We start from the raw sequence: 16431 nt of genomic DNA on the forward strand, positions 1-16431 counted from the left end.
TCGGCGACCTGCCGTGGTCGTGATCAACGACGTAGGAATAGAATCAGTGCGCTCAGAACCTGAACCCGCTGATGTATTCCCCGCACGAGTTGTAGCTGATCTTCCCATTCGTCTTCATGTCGTAGCGCAGCACGGTGCCGGCCTTGTCGGTGTAGAAGATCACCGCGCAGTCGGTGTATTCGGGCACGTAGGCGCTGTAGGACCCATACGTCGTGCCCATCGGGCCGTTGGTGGAATAGCCGCGGCCTTCGTAGTGGCCCGGATGGTAGCCATAGACATACGTGTAGCTCGTGGTCTGGTCATCGACCTTGTTCACGAACGGCTTGGCGCCGGTCTCGGGCGGCCAGGCGGGCAGCATTTCATTGATGTTCTTGCCGACCTGCGCATCGAGCTTGTTGCGCGTGGGCGAGTAGACGGACAGGCCCATGCAGGCGGACAGCGTGAGCGGCAGGATGACGGCGGGAGCAATGCGGCAGATGCTTTTTAGCATTTGGAAGCCTCGGGTCGAGCACGTTGGGTGCGCGAGTATAGTCAGCGCGTTTTGCCTTTGAGAAGGCAAAAAAACCAGATGAGCACATCGGTAAAGTTTCGTTCCAATAGTCAGAAGGCCGTCAGCAGGACGCGGATATTCTTTTACGTTGGTCCGCATCGCGCGGGCAAGCGTTACGCGTTTTTCCAGTCCGGTTGACGCGGGTCGCGGTCAGTCGATGACTTCCGCGCAGGCGTCGGTCGGCGCGGCGGCGACGCCGCCCACCACCGGCACGATCTTGATGACCGCGGAGGTGACGCGGCAGGGCGCGGCGGCGAGGCCGCAGCCCGTACAGGACAGGCAGAGCAGGGAAATCAGCAACCACTTCATGGGATTCGTCGGCGAGGGATTGGCGCCGCGGGCGGGGCCGTGGCGCAATGCCTGGATTTTGCGCCGCGGGCCGGTCCCGAATAGTGGGGAATTGAGCGGCGAATGTAATGACGTTTGCGCGAGGGCGCACAGGATGTAACGCGGGGGGGGCAATACGAGTGAAAGTGATGGTCACGCCATCCTCATCATGCTCAACCCGCCGTGAACGTTCAGCCTATCGAGTGTTCTGCCCTTTCAGCGTTCCGCCTTTTCTTTTCAGCTTGCATCCGCCATTGGCGACGCCGCTCACAGCGGCGCCTGGCCGCGCTGGCGGTACACGCGCGGCAGGCTGGCGGAGAACGACAGCGCGGCGATGCCGCAGGCCAGGGCGAAGACGGAGCGCGAGAATTGCCCCGAGGCGGCGCCGGTTTCCTTGCCGAGCAGGGCGATCACCACGGCCACCAGCGCCGCGCCCAGCGATTGGCCCGTGGTGCGCGCGGTCGACAGGGCGCCGGAGGCGGTGGCGGTGCGGTTCCTGGCGGCGTTGGCGAACATTTCCTTGTTGTTGGGCGGCAGGAAGAAGCCGTAGCCCATGCCGCACAGCGCCACGCGCCATAGGAAATCGCCGGTGCCCGGATCGGCGGGCAGCAGCACGAGTGAGCCGAGTCCCAGGCAGAAGGTGAAGACGCCGATGCTGGAGACCTGGGTGGCGTTGAAGCGGTTCGCGAGCCTCCCGGCGAACGGCGCGCAGACGGCGACCGCGATGGGCCACGGGGTGAAGACCAGCGCGGATTCCAGGGCGGTGTAGCCGTAGGCGTCCTGCAGCACGAACGGCAGCGCGACCAGCGCGATGCCTTGCGAGACGAACATGGTCAGGGACGTCAGCACCGCGAAGGAGTAACGGCGCGACTTGAAGATGTCCAGGGGCAGCAGCGGATGCCGCGCGAGGGTCTGGCCGAAGGCGAACAGGGCGATCAGCGCCAGTCGGAAAGTACGTTCATCAAGTTTAGGAAATCCTGTTCCAGTACGGTCAGGTCGCTCGCTTCCACCGCTCGCATTGTGCATTCCTTCAGCCATCCCAAAGACGGAAACATACGCGTGGTACGGGCACGGCTATTTGCAGATATGGCGCGGCAAAATCGGCCATTTGCTTCAACTGCATCAGCGATTCGTGTCGAGTCGCGCCGCCCTGCCGCGTTTGTCGCGCGATTAATCAATTAGATATAATTTTTCATTGATAGTTAAAATTCAGGGTTCTGCTTTTGATTAATCGAGCTACACGCAACGCCATCCGTTGCTGGCCGAATGGAGAAAAAATGTCGAGGATGAAGAGAATTGCCGTGCTGGCATGCGTTGCCGCCTTGATTTCCGGGTGCAAGACTACAGTCGAGACCGCGGTCAGCCTTTCTGACCTACTGACTGCGCCGAGCAAGCAGCTATCCGGCAATTTGTATGTGGAGGTGCCGAGCTGCCAAAGCCATGAGGATTCGCGGCTGCCATCGACCTCGGTGCAGGATGTCCAAAAGGCCATGCCCGGTATTTTCTCCGATGCCAAATACCAAGAGTGCTTTCGAAAGGGTTTCGATTCCTACGCGCGATTTTCGGTACCGATATTTCTCGATAAGGACCTGGATGGCAAGCCGGCATCGCCTTCCCATATCAACCTGATTTCGAACGAGAAGGCCTTGCTGCGAGTCAGCGTTCCGGATCAGGTGAAGGCCCGCATCATCAACGCGCAGAAGCGATCGCCCGTGGGCGGGCTGGACCTGAAGTTTGTCATTCGGGTCAAGAACGATACGGGCAAGGATTTCGCATTCACGGCTTTGGCGGCGTATATCGACCAGACTCCCCATGTCATCAATAGCCTGACCATAAAGCGCGGCGGCGATTTCCTTATCACGCTGTCTGACGTTTCCGCCCGGTCCGCGCTGGACAAAGGTGAAGCGCTGGTCTTACTGCTGCCGTCGAAATAGCTGCTTTTGCATTTCGGGGATACTCGCGGCATGCGTGTAGTGCGTGGTCTCGTTGTCAATGCGTTCAGACTCGGAGCGAGCGAAGCGTGGGGCCGCTCGCCATCAGTCGATAACCTCCGCGCACGCATCCGTCGGCGCGGCCGCGACGCCGCCGACGACCGGCACGATCTTGATCACGGCGGACGTGACGCGACAAGGCGCGGCGGCGAGGCCGCAGCCCGTGCAGGGCAGGCAGAGCAGGCAGATCAGCAACCACTTCATGGGATATGCGCCGGCGGATGTTGGCACCGTCGGCGAGGCCAGGGTGCAGTGGGGAGATTGTGCGTTGCGGGCCTGCTGGCAATAGTGGGGAATTGATGGGCGAATGTAATGACGTTTGCCTGCGATCAATCAGGATGTAACCGGGGCCTGCACCCATGGTCGCGGAATTGCCTGGTTGCGCCCCTGAGGGGCAGCATGCGTGTGGCGTGTCGGTCAGCCATGGGCGCGCGGGCCAGGACGCCGCTGACGTCGTCCGCGCCTTCCGCGGGAGGTAGGTTATCCTGCCGTCGCATAAATTGATGACGCCGTCGAATTCCATGCCCCACCCGCCGAAACCGGATGCCGCCGTGCGTCATTACCGCTTTGCCTGCCAGGACATCGAGGCGCGATACGGCCACGGCAATTTCGATGATGCCGGCGACCACGTGGCCGAGGCCTTGCGTGAGGTGTCGGCGGCAGAGAACCAGTACCCGCTGGCTTTCGAGTTCGATACCGCGCATGCCAATCCGTGGTACCACGCGTTCGTTGTGACGGTCACCGGCCTGCCGGATGACGTTGCACGGCGCTTTGCCGAGCGCATGCAGGCGCTTGGCCTGCCGCCGCCGCGCTCGACCGATTGACCGGGATTCGCCCCGCGAGCTAGGATGCCGCGGCGCGTTCGCGCCACAGTCATCCGCTATTGGAGTCTTCATGGTTACCTGCTATCTGCGTTACGTCATCGACCCCAGCCGCCTCAAGGAATTCGAAGCCTACGGCAAGATGTGGATTCCGCTGGTGGAGAAGTTCGGCGGCACGCACCATGGGTACTTCCTGCCGTCCGAGGGCGCCAACAACATCGCGCTGGCCTTGTTCACGTTCCCCAGCCTGGCCGAATACGAGCGCTATCGCCAGCAGTCGATGCAGGACGCGCAATGCCAGGCGGCGTTCAAGTACGCCGAAGACACGCGCTGCATCCTGAGCTATGAGCGCAGCTTCTTTCGCCCCGTGTTCGACTGAGCATTGCGCGGCGCGTGGCGGGCCTGATCCGACCGCGCGCCTGTTATGCCCGGATTTCTGCGGCTCTGTGTCTGTCGCGCGGGGCGGGCGGCGCGGATAATTTTCCGCATCCGCCATCCCTTTGAAGGAACCCGCATGCGCTACCGCTACGTCACCGCCGATGTCTTCACCGAGCATGCCTACCAGGGCAACCCGCTCGCGGTGGTGCTGGAGGCCGAGGGCCTCGATACCGCGCAGATGCAGCGCATCGCCCGCGAATTCAATTATTCCGAAACCAGTTTCGTGCTGCCGGCGCGCGATGCCGCACACACGGCCTGGGTGCGCATCTTCACGCCCGACCGCGAGGTGCCGTTCGCCGGCCACCCGAACGTGGGCACGGCGGTGGTGCTGGCGCGCGAGATGATCGCGGCCGGCAAGCCGGCGCCGGCGCGCTTCGTGTTCGAGGAAGAGGCGGGCCTGGTGCGCATCGACCTGCGCTATGGCGCGGACGGCCGCCTGCTCGGCGCCGAGCTGGCCGCGCCGCAGCCGTTGACGCGCGCCAGCCAGGTGACGGCCGAGGCCGCGGCGCGCGCCCTCGGCCTGGCGCCGGACGATATCCTGCTGTCCGAGCATGCGCCCCAGGTGGTGTCCGTAGGCCTGATCTTCCTGGTGGTGCAACTGGCCAGCCGCGATGCGTTGCGCCGTGCGCGGCCGGATCCGGCCGGTTATGCGGCATTGCTGCCGCTGGACGGCGCCCGTTCCATCTATGCCTACACCACCGATTGTGGCGCCGAGACGCCGCTGGGGCCGACCGACATCCAGGCGCGCATGTTCACCGGCCGCATGACCGAGGACCCGGCCACCGGCAGCGCGACTGGCGCCGCCACGGCATTGCGGGCGGCCCTGCGCGGCAAGGGCGAGTTGCGCCTGCGGGTGGCGCAGGGCGTCGACATGGGCCGCGCCAGCCTGTTGCTGGCGCACGCCGAGGTCCGCGATGACGGCGTGTGGGCCGGCGTGGCGGGCCAGGCGGTGGTGGTGATGGAAGGCACGCTGCCGGCGCCCGCCGCGGCCTGAGCGGCCGCTTGGCGCGGCGGGCCGGGGTCGTGTATGCTGCCCGCCATGAACCGCATTCTCATTGCCCCGCCGGCCGCGCCGGCCCGGGCAGACAACCGACGAATCACTCGACGCCTGCGTTGAGTGGCAAGCCGTGTTCGAACGCCGGATCCCCGGTGTTCCCTCCAGAAGGCCACGATACCCCTCGTGGCCTTTTTGTTTGCGCGGCATGCGCGCTTTGCTTTCCAGCCATCGAGGCGTAGCGCCCGGCCTTCGTTTTTCCTTCAAGAGGAACGAAGCATGAAGCATCCCGAACTGGCCATCCGGTCTTTTCATCCGGCGGACGAAGCCGCCATCATCCAGTTGTGGACCGATTGCGGGCTGACGCGCCCCTGGAACGATCCGCGCAAGGACGTGGCGCGCAAGCTGACCGTGCAAGCCGACCTGTTCCTGGTGGGCGAGGCGGACGGCGTCATCGTCGGCACGCTGATGGGTGGCTACGATGGCCACCGCGGCTGGGTCAATTACCTGGCGGTGTCGCCGGCGCATCAGCGCCGCGGCTATGCCTCGGCGTTGATGCGGGCGCTGGAGCGCAAGTTCCTGGAGATGGGCTGCCCCAAGATCAACCTGCTGATCCGCGCCAGTAACCTGGCGGTCAAGGACTTCTATGCCAGCCTGGGGTTCCAGCAGGACGAGGTGATCAGCCTGGGCAAGCGCCTGATTCCCGATCTGTGAGCCGGGCGGTGTCTAATGGGCGCCTTCGATTCCTTTCCGATGACGGGTTTTTCATGACGACACCAGACGAACAACTGCTGCAGGCGGCGACGGCCGGCGACGCGCCGGGCGTGGCGCAGGCGCTGGCGCTTGGCGCGGCGGTGGACACGCGCAATGCGTTCGGCGCCACGCCGCTGTTCTGCGCGGCGACCGCCGGCGCGGCCGAGGCGGCGCGCCTGCTGCTGGCGCAGGGCGCGGACACGGCCTGCCAGGCGGGGCATGGATTGACCGCGTTGCATCAGGCCGCGGGCTGGGAGCACCTGGAGCTGGTGGCCTTGCTGCTGGAGGCGGGGGCGCAGGTGGATGCCGCGTCCGACGACGGCGGCACGCCCTTGATGGCGGCCGCGGCGCGCGGCAATGCCGCCATCACCGCGTTGCTGCTGGCGCATGGCGCCGAGGCCGACCGCCGCGACGAAGAAGGCTGGAACGCCTGGGCCTGGGCCATCGAGAAGGGCGCGCAGGACGTGGCGGACCTGCTGGAGGAGGCGGGCGCCGAGCCGGCGTTCCCCGAGGCGTAGAGCCCGTCGCCCCGCGCGCTCAGTCGACGCCGGGCGGCAGGCGCCACGCCGGCGGAAGGGCGGCGAACTGACCCCAGGAGGTCCAGGGTTGTCCGGCTGCGTCCCGCGGTCGGGTCCACAGTCCCCATTCGGGCGGATCGGGAAAGTCATGCCAGAGCCGTTGGGTCAGCACCCAATGCTCGTCCTGCACGGTGGCATGGCAGACGGCTTCGGCCGAGCGCAGTTGATCCGCGGTCAGGCCGAACAGTCCCTCGGCCGGCAAGTCGCCGAACGGGATGCTTTGCCAGCCGACGGCCACCATCCCGCGGACATGGAAACCCTGCCGCTGGATGTCAGCGGCGGCGTCGTCCAGGTCCCAGGGATGGGGCTCCCACATTTACATCGGCTCGGTCAGGTACACCGCTTCACGGCCGACGATGGGCATGCGGGTCGGCATGAAAATGGTGCAGTTGTCGCACGGCGAGCGGATTTCCTCGCCGGCGTTGATGGCGATGAGCTCGCCCTTGTTGAACACCTCGAAGCCCAGCAGCGGCCGCGTGAAGGTGAAGTCCTCGGACTTGACCATGTGCACCTCGAGCAGCCGGAACGGCTGCGCGGGCGCCGCGGGCGCGCTGTTGGCCGGGGCGTCGATCAGGCCCAGGTGCGCGAGGAAGCGCAGCGTGACGTCGGTGGCGAGCAGGGCGGCCGATTGCGCGAAGTGCTGGCCGCATTCGACCACCAGCGCGCCGCCGCTGTCCGAAGCGGGGTCGCCATGACGGCCGTAGTTCAGCACGCCGGTGCCGGGGAAGCGGCCGGCCGGCATCACCAGTTGCACCGCGGGGGCGCCGACGGCGGCGGCCAGCGCGGTGTTGCGGTCCATTTCCGGATAAACCCAGAACGGCTGCACCGGCGCCCGCGTCGAATGGATATCGAGCACGTAGTCGGCCGCGTCCAGCACCGGGCGCAACTCGCGCGCGCGCCGCAGCTCCGGGCTCTGCTCGCTGCCGTCGAGCCATTCGGGCGACCAGATGCGGTTCAGGTTGTGAACCAGTTGGCGGTTTTCGTAGGGATTATCAATGTCGAAGGCGTTGTACGCCTCCATGTTGGCAAAACTCACGGTGAGCGTGCCGATCTTCGGGCGCACGCCCGTATCGAGCAGGTGCGTGGCCGCCACCATGCCGCAGATCTCGTTGCCGTGCGTCAGAGCGTTGACCAGCACATGCGGACCGGGCTTGCCCGATTCGAAGCGGTGCACGTAGTCGATGCCGGTGTTGCCCTGGCGGTAGGCGGACAGGTCGCGCGGCAGGACCTCGAGGGGCGCGGTGTCGGGGGCGAAAGCGGGGTGGGTCATGTGGGGATCCTATTCCGGACGGATGCCGGCGCGGTCGATCAGGTCTTTATACAAGGCCAGGCGCTGCGACATCATGTCGGTGAATTGTTGGGGCGTCTGCAGTTCGGGCGGCAGCGCGCCGCTCTTTTCCAGCGACTGCACGGTGCTGTCCTGGCGCGCCGCGGTCTGCACCGCGGCCAGCAGTTTCTGGGTGATTTCGGGCGGGGTGCCGGCCGGAGCGGCAAGGCCGATCCACGACATCGCGTTCAGCACCGGGTAGCCGAGTTCGGCGAAGGTGGGCACGTCGGGCAGCGCCTCCTGGCGCGTGGGCGCGGCCACGGCCAGCGCGCGCATCTTGCCGGTCTGGATGTGCGGCAGGAAGGGGGCCAGGTTGTCCAGCGCGAACTGGGCCTCGTTGGCCAGCAGCGCATTGAGCAGCGGCGCGCCGCCGCGATAGGGCACGTGCACCGCGCGCAGTTGCAGGGTGTGCTTGAGCAGCTCGGCGTTCAACTGGCCCATGCTGCCGACGCCGGCCGTGGCGAAGTGGACATCGTCCGGATGCGCCTTCAGGTAGGCGACGAATTGCGCGAAGTCCTTGACGGGCAGGGCGGCGCTGGTGACCAGCACATTGGGCGTGCGCGCCAACTGCGAGATGGACGTGAAATCCTTGATCGGGTCGTAGCCCAGGTTGGGATGCATCAGCGGATTGGCCAGGTGCGAACTCTGCGAGGACGCGACCAGCGTGTAGCCATCAGGTTTGGCGCGCGCCACGCGCTGGCTGCCGATGGCGCCGCCGGCGCCATCGCGGTTCTCGACCACCACGGTCACGCCCAGGATCTTGCCCAGCATTTCGGCGTAGAGGCGGCCGACCAGGTCGACCGAGCCACCGGCGGGGAAGGGCACGACGAGGGAGATGGGGCGCGACGGATAGGCGTCGGCGCGCGCGGACAGCGGCAGCAGGGCGGCGGCCATGCCCGCGATGAGCAGATTGCGGCGGGCGGGCGACGCGGCCTCGGATGGGTGCTTCATGAAGCTCTCTTGTGGTGATGAACAGTTCAGTCTATTCTGCAAAGAATATTGCAGAACTAAATATAGTCTGCAATGAACGTTGTTGAATTTGGGGTTATCACCTAGGGCCCGTGCGAGGCATTCCAAGGTGGAAACCGGCCCAGGGACCTTGCCATCATGAATCTGCATCAACGCATCGCCGCCTACGACCGGAAGCTGACCAAGACCGAACGGCGCCTGGTCGAGGACATGCAGGCGCGCTACCCGCAGGGCCTGCTCGAATCCGCGACCGCGCTGGCGCGCAACGTCGGCACCAGCGCATCGACGGTGGTGCGCCTGCTGGCCAAGCTCGGCTACGACAGCTATGCCCAGGCGCAAATGCAGGCGCGCGCCGAACTCACGGCGCTGTTGGCCTCGCCGGGCGAGCGCGCCGATGCCGTCAGCGTCGACAATCCGTCGGCGCAGGCATGCCTGCGCAATGCGTTGCTGCATGACCAGCACAACCTGGAGACGACCTTCGCCTCGATCGACGTGGCGGCGTTCGAGGCAGCGGTGCGGCTGTTGACGCAGCGCCGCGCCCGGGTGCATGTGCTGGGCCTGCGCCAGGCGGCGCCGCTGGCCAATCACATGGCGCTCTATCTCAACCTGTGCCTGCCCGACGTCAAGGCGATGGCCGCGTCGGGGTCGATGTTCCTGGAAGACCAGTTGCTCTGGCTGGAGCCGCACGACGTGCTGCTGGCGTTCACCTTCCGGCGCTATTCGGTGGCGGCGGCCAATGCCGTCAAGGTGTTCCGCGAACGCGGCGGCAAAGTGGTGCTGATCACCGATTCCGCCGCCGCGCCCGCTGCCGCGCAGGCACACCACGTGCTGTTGGCGCGCACGTCGAGCGCATCGCCGTTCGATTCCCATGTGGCCGCGCTGTCGATCTGCAATGCGTTGCTGGCGGCGGTGGCCCTGCGCCGGAAAAAGGAACTGGCCGCGACGCTGGAGCGCGGCGAGGCCTTGTGGGATTCGCAGTGGATTCACCCGCCGGCGCGTTGACGCGCCGCGCTTTGCATGACGCGCGCCGGTTGGCGCGCATATCCTGAAATGCCTCGAATTGCCCCGGATTCAAGGGGTTTTCGCGCTTGTCCAGGTGCAACGGCACCAGCTCATCTAGTACGCCATAACCCCTTGAAAACATTGCTTTTCAAGCCAAATTATTTTTGGCATATTGCGGCCGGGCAAAGCAGATTCAGGAGCGCAGGAATGAACCCGTGGCCGCAACGTCACATTGACGGCTTCGAAGTGATGTGTGAGGTGGTCAGTCTCGATGCCGGGGCGTTGGCGATAGAAGTCAGTGTGTCGCGGCCCGGCGAAACGGACTTCCAGCAGCGTTGGCCCTTGCCGCGTTTCGTGACGTTCGTGGACGCCGGTGTTGCCCGTCGGCACGCGGAACTGGTGTTGTCCGGCATCGTGTCGGTCGACCCGGCGACGGGCGAGCCGCGCTACGGCATTCTGTAGCGCGTGGTCGCCAAGCGGTGTCGATTGGCTTGCAGTCTGGTATCGAGACGAAGATTGACATACCAAATGTTGCCGCGCGCGGCGTGGCGCATGCATGTGCCGTCATGCGCCGCCGCCGCGCTCGGCACGATTTCGCGGATGGCGGCACGGTAGGTTTTGTTTCCTTTATCACAAGATGTGCCTTGCGCCCTTGTGTGCGCTCGGTACAGTGGACAACGGATGACAACAAAAAGGAGAGTTCCATGTTCGACACTTTTCCTCGTTTCCGCCGCGTCGGCATGGCCGCCGCGACAATCAGCGTCGCCGGCCTGCTGTTCGCCGGTTGCACCACCACCACGCCGCAGTCCAATGCCACGGCATCCGAACAACGGCAATCCATCAACAGCGCGGCCAACGCATCGCTGGGCAAGCTCTACCAGGCCGCGCCGCAATCCAAGGATCTGGTCGCGCGCGCCAAGGGCGTGCTGATCTTCCCTGACGTGTTGAGCGGCAGCTTCTTCATCGGCGCGCAACACGGCAAGGGCGTGCTGCGCGTGGGCGGCGCCAACGCCGGCTACTACAGCACCACCGCCGGCTCGATCGGCTTCCAGGCGGGCGCGCAGTCCAAGGCGATGTTCGTGCTGTTCATGACGGACGAGGCTTTGAACAAGTTCCGCAACAGCAATGGCTGGACGGTGGGCGCGGACGCCACGGTGGCGGTGGTGAACATCGGCGCCAACGGCCGTATCGACACCAACACCGCGCAGCAGCCGGTGGTGGGTTTCGTGCTCAACAACGGCGGCCTGATGGCGGGCGTGTCGCTGGAAGGCACCAAGATCGCGAAGATCGATATGTAAGGATCATCGATGCCCGGACAGTCACGTCCGGGCCATGCCGATGCCTGTGAGAAAAAAATGCCGCGGTGGCCAGCCGCGGCATTTTTTTGTGCGGGGTCGACGCGTCAGCGCAGGATGTCGTCGCCGTGATTGCGCACGGCGCTCTCGCGTTCGATTTCCGCGGCTTCGATCTTCGGATCCAGGCCGCGCCACCGCAGGATGCGGCCGCGTTCCTCGGCGGGTTCCCAACCCAGGATGCCGTAGCGCGTGATCTCGGTTTCGCCGGTGTCGAACGCCACTTCGAAGTAGCCCTGACGATCGGGTAGCGTGCTGCCGGGGAACCATTCGGTTTCAGGCATGGTGTGCTCCTTGCTAAGCGATGGAGGGACGCCGGCGCCGGCCGGAACCGGCGGCGGACCTTTTCATTTTGGGCTGGCCGGGGCGATCCCGCAAGCGCCGTCAACCAAGCGGCACGGCGGTGGTGTAGAGCACCTGCTTGAGCGCGAAGCTGGAGCGGATGCTGGCCACGCCGGGAATGCGCGTGATGTGTTCGACGATCAGCCGCTCGAGCGCATCGACGTCGGGCACCAGGGCGCGGATCAGGTAGTCGGCGTCGCCCGACATCAGATAGCACTCCATGATTTCCGGCAGCACCGCGATTTCGCGTTCGAACACGTCGAGCGCGGCCTTGCGCTGCTTGTCCAGCGAGATCTGGATGAACACGTTGACCTTCAAGCCGAGCTTGCGGGCGTTCAGCAGTGTGACGCGGCGGTCGATCAAGCCTTCGGTTTCAAGCCGGCGCACCCGCGCCAGACAGGGCGAGGCCGACAGATTCACGCGCGCGGCCAGCTCGACATTGGTGAGCCTCGCGTCGCGCTGGAGTTCGTTGAGGATACGGATGTCGGTGGCATCCAGGTTGATATCCGGCATAAGAGACCTGTAATTGTGTAGAGAACCATGCACTTGTGCTGAGTATGCATGGTATGGCGGCAAATTGAGGTGAAATATGCTGGGGTTTACCCTATAGACTACCGCTTTCTTTGGCGAATCGGCCAAAGCACGGAATATTCAAGCGGTAGCAGCAGTAGCGATGAGTCAGCACAGTACCTTGCGCAAGTTCTTGCCCCTGGCCGGGGCGGTCATGATCTGGGGCGGCAACTGGCCCGTCATGAAACTGGGCCTGGCGCACATGAGCCCGTTGTGGCTGGCGGCCAGCCGGTTCGGGTCGGCCGCGTTGATCAGCGCGGCGGTGCTGGCGCTGCTGGGACGGTTGCGGTTGCCGACGCGCCAGGAATGGCCGCTGGTGGCGGGCGTGGCCCTTTTGCAGATGGGCGCGTTCACCGCGCTGGCCTTGTGGGCATTGCAGTATGTGGCGCCGGGGCGCGCATCGGTGATTGCCTACGCCACGTCGATCTGGGTCATTCCGCTGTCGTCGCTGGTGCTCAAGGAACGGCTGTCGCCGGCGCAGTGGCTGGCCACCGCGCTCAGCTACGCGGGCATCGGCGTGATCGTCGCGCCGGCCTTCAGCCCGTGGCAAGCGCATACCGTCATCGGCCTGGTGATGCTGCTGGGCGCCTCGTTTGCCTGGGCCTGCAACATCATCCAGTTGCGCGGCAATCGCCACGTGCGCCTGGGCGCCGACATGATTCCGTGGCAGACCGCGATCGCCACCGTGCCGCTGGCCGCGCTGGCCTGGCTGCGCGACGGCGCTCCGGCATTCCTGGGCGTGCCAGACGCCTGGCCGGTGATCCTGTACACCGGGCCATTGGCCACGGCGCTGACCTTCATCGTGGTGCTGGGCATGACGCAGAAACTGCCGCCGGTGGCGACCTCGATTGCGATGCTCTGCGTGCCGGTCATCGGCCTGATCGTGTCGTCGGTGGTGTTCCATGAACACCTCTCGCCAGACCTGATGCTGGGCCTGGGATTGATTGCGCTGAGCGTGGCCGCGTCGGCCGCGGCGGCGCGCGTGAAACGTCCGCTGGCGCTGCGGCCGTCGTAGGAGCGGCATGCTATCGTTGCGGTATTGAACTGAGAGTCACGCATGGCATTGCATCGTTTCGAGAAAGGCGAACTGGGACATTGGCTGCGCATCGTTGCCGACAATTCGGAACCGGGCGCCGTCCAGACCACCGTGCCCGCGCATGTGGCCGAAGCCTTGCAGACGCTGCGCTGTATCGATCCCGGCCCCGACGGCGCCTGGCGGATCACTGAAAAGGGCAAGCTGGCGCTGCGCATGGAAGAGCCCGGCGCCATCCATCTGCGTTAATCCCGATTTCCACTGCATGTTTGTGACCGCGTTGGCGCGTCACGAATTGGTGCATTTATTGCGAATGTCTGCGCGTTCCAATCGAGCGCGCGGCCGGGCTCAGCCAGATGGGCTACGGGAATCTCCTGAGACGGTTTGTTCGATTTGGCAGCGTCCGGACGTATCGCCGCCAGCATGTCGCCGGTAAGATGAACTTGCGTGACGAATTCAGGTCTATTCATTTGCGCGGGAATTCTGCACCCGCTACGTCACGCGTGGTTCACGCGTTTAGGTAACCGACTGGGAGGTAGCACATGCAGCATCGTGACCAGGAAGTACTGATCGACGTTTCCACAGCGGCCATGGATACCGGCGGATATGGCGTATTGCTGACGGTAACGGCTGAGGGCGGCACCGAAGTGGATGCCGCGTTTTCCCACTTGGGCAACTGCGCTTCGTTGGACGAAGCACGCGATCGCGCGGAAATATTCGCGCAGAACTGGGTCGAGGAAAACATCTTCCGATAGGCGCATCCGCGCTTGAAGGAAGCTGAACGGCTGTACCGGTCTGTGTGCGCATGACGCTCAGAATGGCGTTCCAGAGATGGCGGCGGAAATTTCGGTTATCGTCGCTGCTTCAAAACAAATGGCTCTCATCGGGCCTGCGTCATTCCAAGATGACTGCCGCACAGACCAATTCCGCGCTGGCGGAGCACATCAACGCTTTTCACGAGCATTTCGACTCGGTCATCCTGCCCATGTGGATGGGGCGGGGCTTCAATGACGCCTTGGGTCTTCCCTTCGAATCCCTGGATGCCGCCACCGGCGAGCCGCTGCCCGCCGAGCGCTATCGCGCCATGGCCTGCGCGCGTCAGTTGTATGTGTATGCAGGCGCGCCGGGCGCCGCCGCGGGCGCGCATGCCGACCGCTTGTTCGCCTCGATGTGCCGCGTGTTCCGCGATGAGGAGCATGGCGGCTGGCGCTACAGCGTGGATGCGGACGGCCGGCCGCTCGACCCGACGCAGGACCTGTATACCCATGCCTTCATTGTGTTCGCCTGCGCCGCGTATTTCCGCCGTTCGCGCAACGCGCAGGCGCGCAAGCTGCTGCTGGCCACGGCCGAGACCATCGAATCGCGCTTCAGGATGAGCGACGGGCGCTATCAAGCCGCGCTGAGCCATGATTGGGGCGAGGCGTTGCGCGGGCCTGCACAGAATCCCATGATGCACCTGACCGAGGCCTACCTGGCCGCGGCCCAGGTAGCTGAGCCGGCGCTGTTCGCGGCCCGCCTGCGCGGCCTGGCGCAGGTCATGAGCCAGGTGTTCCTGAGCGCGCCGACGCAGTGCATTGCCGAACTGCCGCAGGGCACGCCTGGCAATCGCATCGAGCCGGGCCACCAGTTCGAGTGGCTGTCGCTGGTGCGCGAGTCGGCCGAGGTGTTCGACGGCCTCGATCTGCTGGAGTCGCTGCCGCGCGGCGTGCACTGGGCCCGTGGCCACGGCGTGGACGCGGGGGGCGTGCTGGCCGCACTGGACGAGCGGGGCGCGGTGCTGGACGACACCCGCCGGATCTGGGCGCAGACCGAGTACCTGCGCGTGCTGGCGGTGCTGGGCGACCTGCCGGCGTTGAACCAGGCGCTGGCCGGCTTTCGCGCCCGTTTCCTGCACCCCGGCGGCTGGTACGAATGCCTGGACCGTGAGGGCGCGGTGGCGCGGGCGGATATGCCTTCGACCTCGCCCTACCACCTCGCAACCTGCCTGGCGGCCTTGCCAGCCGTTGTTTAATTGCGCCGTTAACAATTTTTGTCTAACCGGGAATAGGTTTTTATAGAAAAAAATTGGTGAAATCCCTTACAATTTGGTAACCAAGTTATTGGGGAAGCATCAATGAGCGTTATGTGCTTGGCTTGCCAACGCATCAACCCCGGGTTGGCGGGTGTCGCACCGCATTCGCACCTGGGGCATCAGGGATTCACCAACCCGACTCAGAAGGGCCGTGAGGAAAGCCGCGAGGACCATTTTCGCTGCTTGAACTGCGGCGCGAAGTGGCTGCGCGAGACGGACAAGTGGGGCGTGGACCTGGGATTCAAACTGGCGCCCTGACGCGCCGCAACACGCCGGCCAAGAGGCCGCGAATCGCCTGTCATGATCGGGCCCCTGTCGGGGCCCGTTTTGTTTTGTAATGTATCGTCGTAATTTCAGGCCGGCGGCTCGACTGTGGCTTCGGGATCCTGTCCGGCGGTATCGAGAAGCCACTCGCGGAAACAGGCCAGGGCGTAGTGGTCGCGCCGTTGCGGCGGGGCGCACAGGTGATAGCCGCGTGCGATGGCGATGCGCAGATCGGGGAAGGGGGCGGCCACGCGGCCGGCCTGCAGGTCGTCCTGCACCAGGCAGCGTTGCAACACGGCGATGCCCATGTCGGCCATGACGGCGCGCACCAGGATGCTGACCTGGTCGAAACCGCTGGCAAGCTTGAGCGGGGCGCGGCGCACGCCAGCGGCCTCGAACCAGCGGTCCCAGTTGTCCTGGCCGTTGGCGTGGTACAGCAACGGCTCGCCGAGCAGGCCCGCGGGGCTGTCCCACAGGCCCGCGGCACGACGGGCGGCCAACCGGGCGGGGCTGCAGATGGCGATCATTTCGCGGCCGATCACGTAGTCGGCCTGCCAGCCGGGCCATTGGCCGGCCACGCCCGAGAGGATGCTGGCGTCGGGCGTGGCGCCCGAGAAATCCTCGTTGCGGCGGTAGGCCGCGAAATCCAACTGGATTTCGGGATGACGCCGATGGAAGTCGGGCAGGCGCGGCACCAGCCAGGCGCTGGCCAGGGTCGGCACGCTGGACAGCGTCAGCCGCAGGCGGCGGTCGTCGGCGCGCAGTTCGGCGCTGAGCGCCTCGATGGCCTGCAGCGGCGCCAGGCCGCCTTCGTAGAGCTTGCGGCCGGTTTCGGTCAGGGTCAGCCCATGGGCGTTGCGGCGCATCAGCGGCTGGCCGAAATGTGCTTCGAGCCGCGCGATGGCGCGGCTGACGGCGCCCTGGGTCACGCACAGGGTCTCGGCCGCCTGCGTGAAGCTGCCCAGCCGCGCCGCCGTCATGAAGGCGTGCAGTTCGGACATGGACGGCGAATGCAGGCGCATGGCGCGACGGGTTCCAGCAGGGCGCGA

Annotated in this window: 24 protein-coding genes; 14 read left to right on the forward strand and 10 right to left on the reverse strand. The window is 65.4% G+C overall.

The features are described 5' to 3' along the window. Nucleotides 1-52: 52 nt before the first annotated feature. The 3 genes from AAID08_RS09825 to AAID08_RS09835 all read right to left on the reverse strand — a co-directional run bounded on the left by AAID08_RS09825 (nucleotide 53) and on the right by AAID08_RS09835 (nucleotide 1903). Entirely contained in the window at nucleotides 53-490 is a 438-nt protein-coding gene (locus tag AAID08_RS09825; RefSeq protein WP_049051322.1) for a hypothetical protein, read from the reverse strand. A 210-nt stretch (nucleotides 491-700) separates the two neighbouring features. Further along, on the reverse strand, nucleotides 701-859 hold the full coding sequence (locus AAID08_RS09830; protein WP_006388004.1) for a DUF6726 family protein: 159 nt from the start codon (nucleotides 857-859) through the stop codon (nucleotides 701-703). A 285-nt stretch (nucleotides 860-1144) separates the two neighbouring features. After that, on the reverse strand, nucleotides 1145-1903 hold the full coding sequence (locus AAID08_RS09835) for an MFS transporter (protein WP_395757578.1): 759 nt from the start codon (nucleotides 1901-1903) through the stop codon (nucleotides 1145-1147). A gap of 260 nt (nucleotides 1904-2163) precedes the next feature. Here AAID08_RS09835 and AAID08_RS09840 point away from each other — a divergent pair, with 260 nt between their 5' ends. Next, nucleotides 2164-2811 carry a hypothetical protein gene (locus AAID08_RS09840; RefSeq protein WP_231133017.1) on the forward strand — a complete coding sequence of 216 codons (648 nt, stop codon included), beginning with the start codon at nucleotides 2164-2166 and terminating at the stop codon, nucleotides 2809-2811. A gap of 102 nt (nucleotides 2812-2913) precedes the next feature. Here AAID08_RS09840 and AAID08_RS09845 read toward each other — a convergent pair whose 3' ends face one another. Further along, complete coding sequence (locus AAID08_RS09845; RefSeq protein ID WP_064526947.1) at nucleotides 2914-3072, reverse strand: DUF6726 family protein; 159 nt, start codon at nucleotides 3070-3072, stop codon at nucleotides 2914-2916. A gap of 299 nt (nucleotides 3073-3371) precedes the next feature. Here AAID08_RS09845 and AAID08_RS09850 point away from each other — a divergent pair, with 299 nt between their 5' ends. From AAID08_RS09850 to AAID08_RS09870, 5 genes are all read left to right on the forward strand, one after another. After that, on the forward strand, nucleotides 3372-3692 hold the full coding sequence (locus AAID08_RS09850; RefSeq protein WP_395757579.1) for a hypothetical protein: 321 nt from the start codon (nucleotides 3372-3374) through the stop codon (nucleotides 3690-3692). A gap of 70 nt (nucleotides 3693-3762) precedes the next feature. Continuing rightward, nucleotides 3763-4068 carry an NIPSNAP family protein gene (locus AAID08_RS09855; RefSeq protein ID WP_006388009.1) on the forward strand — a complete coding sequence of 102 codons (306 nt, stop codon included), beginning with the start codon at nucleotides 3763-3765 and terminating at the stop codon, nucleotides 4066-4068. 135 nt (nucleotides 4069-4203) lie between these two features. Continuing rightward, nucleotides 4204-5121: a PhzF family phenazine biosynthesis protein gene (locus AAID08_RS09860; protein WP_395757580.1), complete on the forward strand. Its 918-nt coding sequence runs from the start codon at nucleotides 4204-4206 to the stop codon at nucleotides 5119-5121. A 279-nt stretch (nucleotides 5122-5400) separates the two neighbouring features. Further along, entirely contained in the window at nucleotides 5401-5835 is a 435-nt protein-coding gene (locus AAID08_RS09865; protein ID WP_049075013.1) for a GNAT family acetyltransferase, read from the forward strand. A 53-nt stretch (nucleotides 5836-5888) separates the two neighbouring features. After that, entirely contained in the window at nucleotides 5889-6392 is a 504-nt protein-coding gene (locus tag AAID08_RS09870) for an ankyrin repeat domain-containing protein (protein ID WP_144655197.1), read from the forward strand. A gap of 19 nt (nucleotides 6393-6411) precedes the next feature. Here AAID08_RS09870 and AAID08_RS09875 read toward each other — a convergent pair whose 3' ends face one another. The 3 genes from AAID08_RS09875 to AAID08_RS09885 are packed head-to-tail and all read right to left on the reverse strand — an operon-like array spanning nucleotide 6412 to nucleotide 8730. After that, nucleotides 6412-6768 (reverse strand): hypothetical protein, encoded by a 357-nt coding sequence (locus AAID08_RS09875; RefSeq protein WP_116792096.1) that lies wholly within the window; start codon nucleotides 6766-6768, stop codon nucleotides 6412-6414. Next, on the reverse strand, nucleotides 6769-7722 hold the full coding sequence (locus AAID08_RS09880; RefSeq protein WP_116792095.1) for a succinylglutamate desuccinylase/aspartoacylase family protein: 954 nt from the start codon (nucleotides 7720-7722) through the stop codon (nucleotides 6769-6771). Between the two features lie 9 nt (nucleotides 7723-7731). Then, the gene (locus AAID08_RS09885) at nucleotides 7732-8730 is read right to left on the reverse strand and encodes a Bug family tripartite tricarboxylate transporter substrate binding protein (RefSeq protein WP_395757581.1); all 999 of its coding nucleotides are present in this window, start codon (nucleotides 8728-8730) and stop codon (nucleotides 7732-7734) included. Between the two features lie 156 nt (nucleotides 8731-8886). Between AAID08_RS09885 and AAID08_RS09890 the strand changes: the two genes are divergently transcribed. The 3 genes from AAID08_RS09890 (at nucleotide 8887) to AAID08_RS09900 (ending at nucleotide 11048) form a co-directional block, all read left to right on the forward strand. Beyond that, a complete protein-coding gene (locus AAID08_RS09890) occupies nucleotides 8887-9750 on the forward strand; it encodes a MurR/RpiR family transcriptional regulator (protein ID WP_054503843.1) in 864 nt (287 codons plus the stop codon). A 207-nt stretch (nucleotides 9751-9957) separates the two neighbouring features. Beyond that, entirely contained in the window at nucleotides 9958-10212 is a 255-nt protein-coding gene (locus AAID08_RS09895; RefSeq protein ID WP_054503842.1) for a hypothetical protein, read from the forward strand. A gap of 242 nt (nucleotides 10213-10454) precedes the next feature. Continuing rightward, the gene (locus tag AAID08_RS09900; protein WP_054503841.1) at nucleotides 10455-11048 is read left to right on the forward strand and encodes a YSC84-related protein; all 594 of its coding nucleotides are present in this window, start codon (nucleotides 10455-10457) and stop codon (nucleotides 11046-11048) included. A gap of 104 nt (nucleotides 11049-11152) precedes the next feature. Here the strand turns inward: AAID08_RS09900 and AAID08_RS09905 are convergent, their stop codons facing one another. Beyond that, nucleotides 11153-11386 (reverse strand): hypothetical protein, encoded by a 234-nt coding sequence (locus tag AAID08_RS09905; RefSeq protein ID WP_054432335.1) that lies wholly within the window; start codon nucleotides 11384-11386, stop codon nucleotides 11153-11155. 100 nt (nucleotides 11387-11486) lie between these two features. Continuing rightward, nucleotides 11487-11957: an Lrp/AsnC family transcriptional regulator gene (locus AAID08_RS09910; protein ID WP_006388018.1), complete on the reverse strand. Its 471-nt coding sequence runs from the start codon at nucleotides 11955-11957 to the stop codon at nucleotides 11487-11489. Between the two features lie 160 nt (nucleotides 11958-12117). Between AAID08_RS09910 and AAID08_RS09915 the strand changes: the two genes are divergently transcribed. The 5 genes from AAID08_RS09915 to AAID08_RS09935 all read left to right on the forward strand — a co-directional run bounded on the left by AAID08_RS09915 (nucleotide 12118) and on the right by AAID08_RS09935 (nucleotide 15376). Continuing rightward, entirely contained in the window at nucleotides 12118-13029 is a 912-nt protein-coding gene (locus AAID08_RS09915) for a DMT family transporter (RefSeq protein ID WP_064528659.1), read from the forward strand. Nucleotides 13030-13071: 42 nt separating this feature from the next. Next, entirely contained in the window at nucleotides 13072-13296 is a 225-nt protein-coding gene (locus AAID08_RS09920) for a hypothetical protein (RefSeq protein ID WP_006394087.1), read from the forward strand. A gap of 293 nt (nucleotides 13297-13589) precedes the next feature. Continuing rightward, entirely contained in the window at nucleotides 13590-13802 is a 213-nt protein-coding gene (locus AAID08_RS09925; RefSeq protein ID WP_006218759.1) for a hypothetical protein, read from the forward strand. A 149-nt stretch (nucleotides 13803-13951) separates the two neighbouring features. Continuing rightward, nucleotides 13952-15058, forward strand: coding sequence for an AGE family epimerase/isomerase (locus AAID08_RS09930; RefSeq protein WP_116792092.1), 1107 nt, complete (start codon nucleotides 13952-13954; stop codon nucleotides 15056-15058). Nucleotides 15059-15160: 102 nt separating this feature from the next. Continuing rightward, complete coding sequence (locus tag AAID08_RS09935; RefSeq protein ID WP_006388022.1) at nucleotides 15161-15376, forward strand: hypothetical protein; 216 nt, start codon at nucleotides 15161-15163, stop codon at nucleotides 15374-15376. Between the two features lie 95 nt (nucleotides 15377-15471). Here AAID08_RS09935 and AAID08_RS09940 read toward each other — a convergent pair whose 3' ends face one another. Further along, entirely contained in the window at nucleotides 15472-16404 is a 933-nt protein-coding gene (locus tag AAID08_RS09940) for a LysR substrate-binding domain-containing protein (protein ID WP_054503838.1), read from the reverse strand. Nucleotides 16405-16431: the final 27 nt, after the last annotated feature.

Origin of the sequence: Achromobacter sp. EB05, from assembly GCF_044232075.1 — a bacterium.
GTDB lineage: Bacteria > Pseudomonadota > Gammaproteobacteria > Burkholderiales > Burkholderiaceae_B > Achromobacter > Achromobacter dolens.

Coding starts and splice junctions, on each gene's coding strand:
- AAID08_RS09860 (WP_395757580.1), top strand. CDS start 4,204: ATGCGCTACCGCTACGTCACCGCCGATGTCTTCACCGAGCATGCCTAC.
- AAID08_RS09920 (WP_006394087.1), top strand. CDS start 13,072: ATGGCATTGCATCGTTTCGAGAAAGGCGAACTGGGACATTGGCTGCGC.
- AAID08_RS09870 (WP_144655197.1), top strand. CDS start 5,889: ATGACGACACCAGACGAACAACTGCTGCAGGCGGCGACGGCCGGCGAC.
- AAID08_RS09885 (WP_395757581.1), bottom strand. CDS start 8,730: ATGAAGCACCCATCCGAGGCCGCGTCGCCCGCCCGCCGCAATCTGCTC.
- AAID08_RS09905 (WP_054432335.1), bottom strand. CDS start 11,386: ATGCCTGAAACCGAATGGTTCCCCGGCAGCACGCTACCCGATCGTCAG.
- AAID08_RS09895 (WP_054503842.1), top strand. CDS start 9,958: ATGAACCCGTGGCCGCAACGTCACATTGACGGCTTCGAAGTGATGTGT.
- AAID08_RS09850 (WP_395757579.1), top strand. CDS start 3,372: ATGACGCCGTCGAATTCCATGCCCCACCCGCCGAAACCGGATGCCGCC.
- AAID08_RS09875 (WP_116792096.1), bottom strand. CDS start 6,768: ATGTGGGAGCCCCATCCCTGGGACCTGGACGACGCCGCCGCTGACATC.
- AAID08_RS09935 (WP_006388022.1), top strand. CDS start 15,161: ATGAGCGTTATGTGCTTGGCTTGCCAACGCATCAACCCCGGGTTGGCG.
- AAID08_RS09930 (WP_116792092.1), top strand. CDS start 13,952: ATGACTGCCGCACAGACCAATTCCGCGCTGGCGGAGCACATCAACGCT.
- AAID08_RS09880 (WP_116792095.1), bottom strand. CDS start 7,722: ATGACCCACCCCGCTTTCGCCCCCGACACCGCGCCCCTCGAGGTCCTG.
- AAID08_RS09910 (WP_006388018.1), bottom strand. CDS start 11,957: ATGCCGGATATCAACCTGGATGCCACCGACATCCGTATCCTCAACGAA.
- AAID08_RS09940 (WP_054503838.1), bottom strand. CDS start 16,404: ATGCGCCTGCATTCGCCGTCCATGTCCGAACTGCACGCCTTCATGACG.
- AAID08_RS09890 (WP_054503843.1), top strand. CDS start 8,887: ATGAATCTGCATCAACGCATCGCCGCCTACGACCGGAAGCTGACCAAG.
- AAID08_RS09900 (WP_054503841.1), top strand. CDS start 10,455: ATGTTCGACACTTTTCCTCGTTTCCGCCGCGTCGGCATGGCCGCCGCG.
- AAID08_RS09845 (WP_064526947.1), bottom strand. CDS start 3,072: ATGAAGTGGTTGCTGATCTGCCTGCTCTGCCTGCCCTGCACGGGCTGC.
- AAID08_RS09825 (WP_049051322.1), bottom strand. CDS start 490: ATGCTAAAAAGCATCTGCCGCATTGCTCCCGCCGTCATCCTGCCGCTC.
- AAID08_RS09835 (WP_395757578.1), bottom strand. CDS start 1,903: ATGCACAATGCGAGCGGTGGAAGCGAGCGACCTGACCGTACTGGAACA.
- AAID08_RS09915 (WP_064528659.1), top strand. CDS start 12,118: ATGAGTCAGCACAGTACCTTGCGCAAGTTCTTGCCCCTGGCCGGGGCG.
- AAID08_RS09925 (WP_006218759.1), top strand. CDS start 13,590: ATGCAGCATCGTGACCAGGAAGTACTGATCGACGTTTCCACAGCGGCC.
- AAID08_RS09840 (WP_231133017.1), top strand. CDS start 2,164: ATGAAGAGAATTGCCGTGCTGGCATGCGTTGCCGCCTTGATTTCCGGG.
- AAID08_RS09855 (WP_006388009.1), top strand. CDS start 3,763: ATGGTTACCTGCTATCTGCGTTACGTCATCGACCCCAGCCGCCTCAAG.
- AAID08_RS09865 (WP_049075013.1), top strand. CDS start 5,401: ATGAAGCATCCCGAACTGGCCATCCGGTCTTTTCATCCGGCGGACGAA.
- AAID08_RS09830 (WP_006388004.1), bottom strand. CDS start 859: ATGAAGTGGTTGCTGATTTCCCTGCTCTGCCTGTCCTGTACGGGCTGC.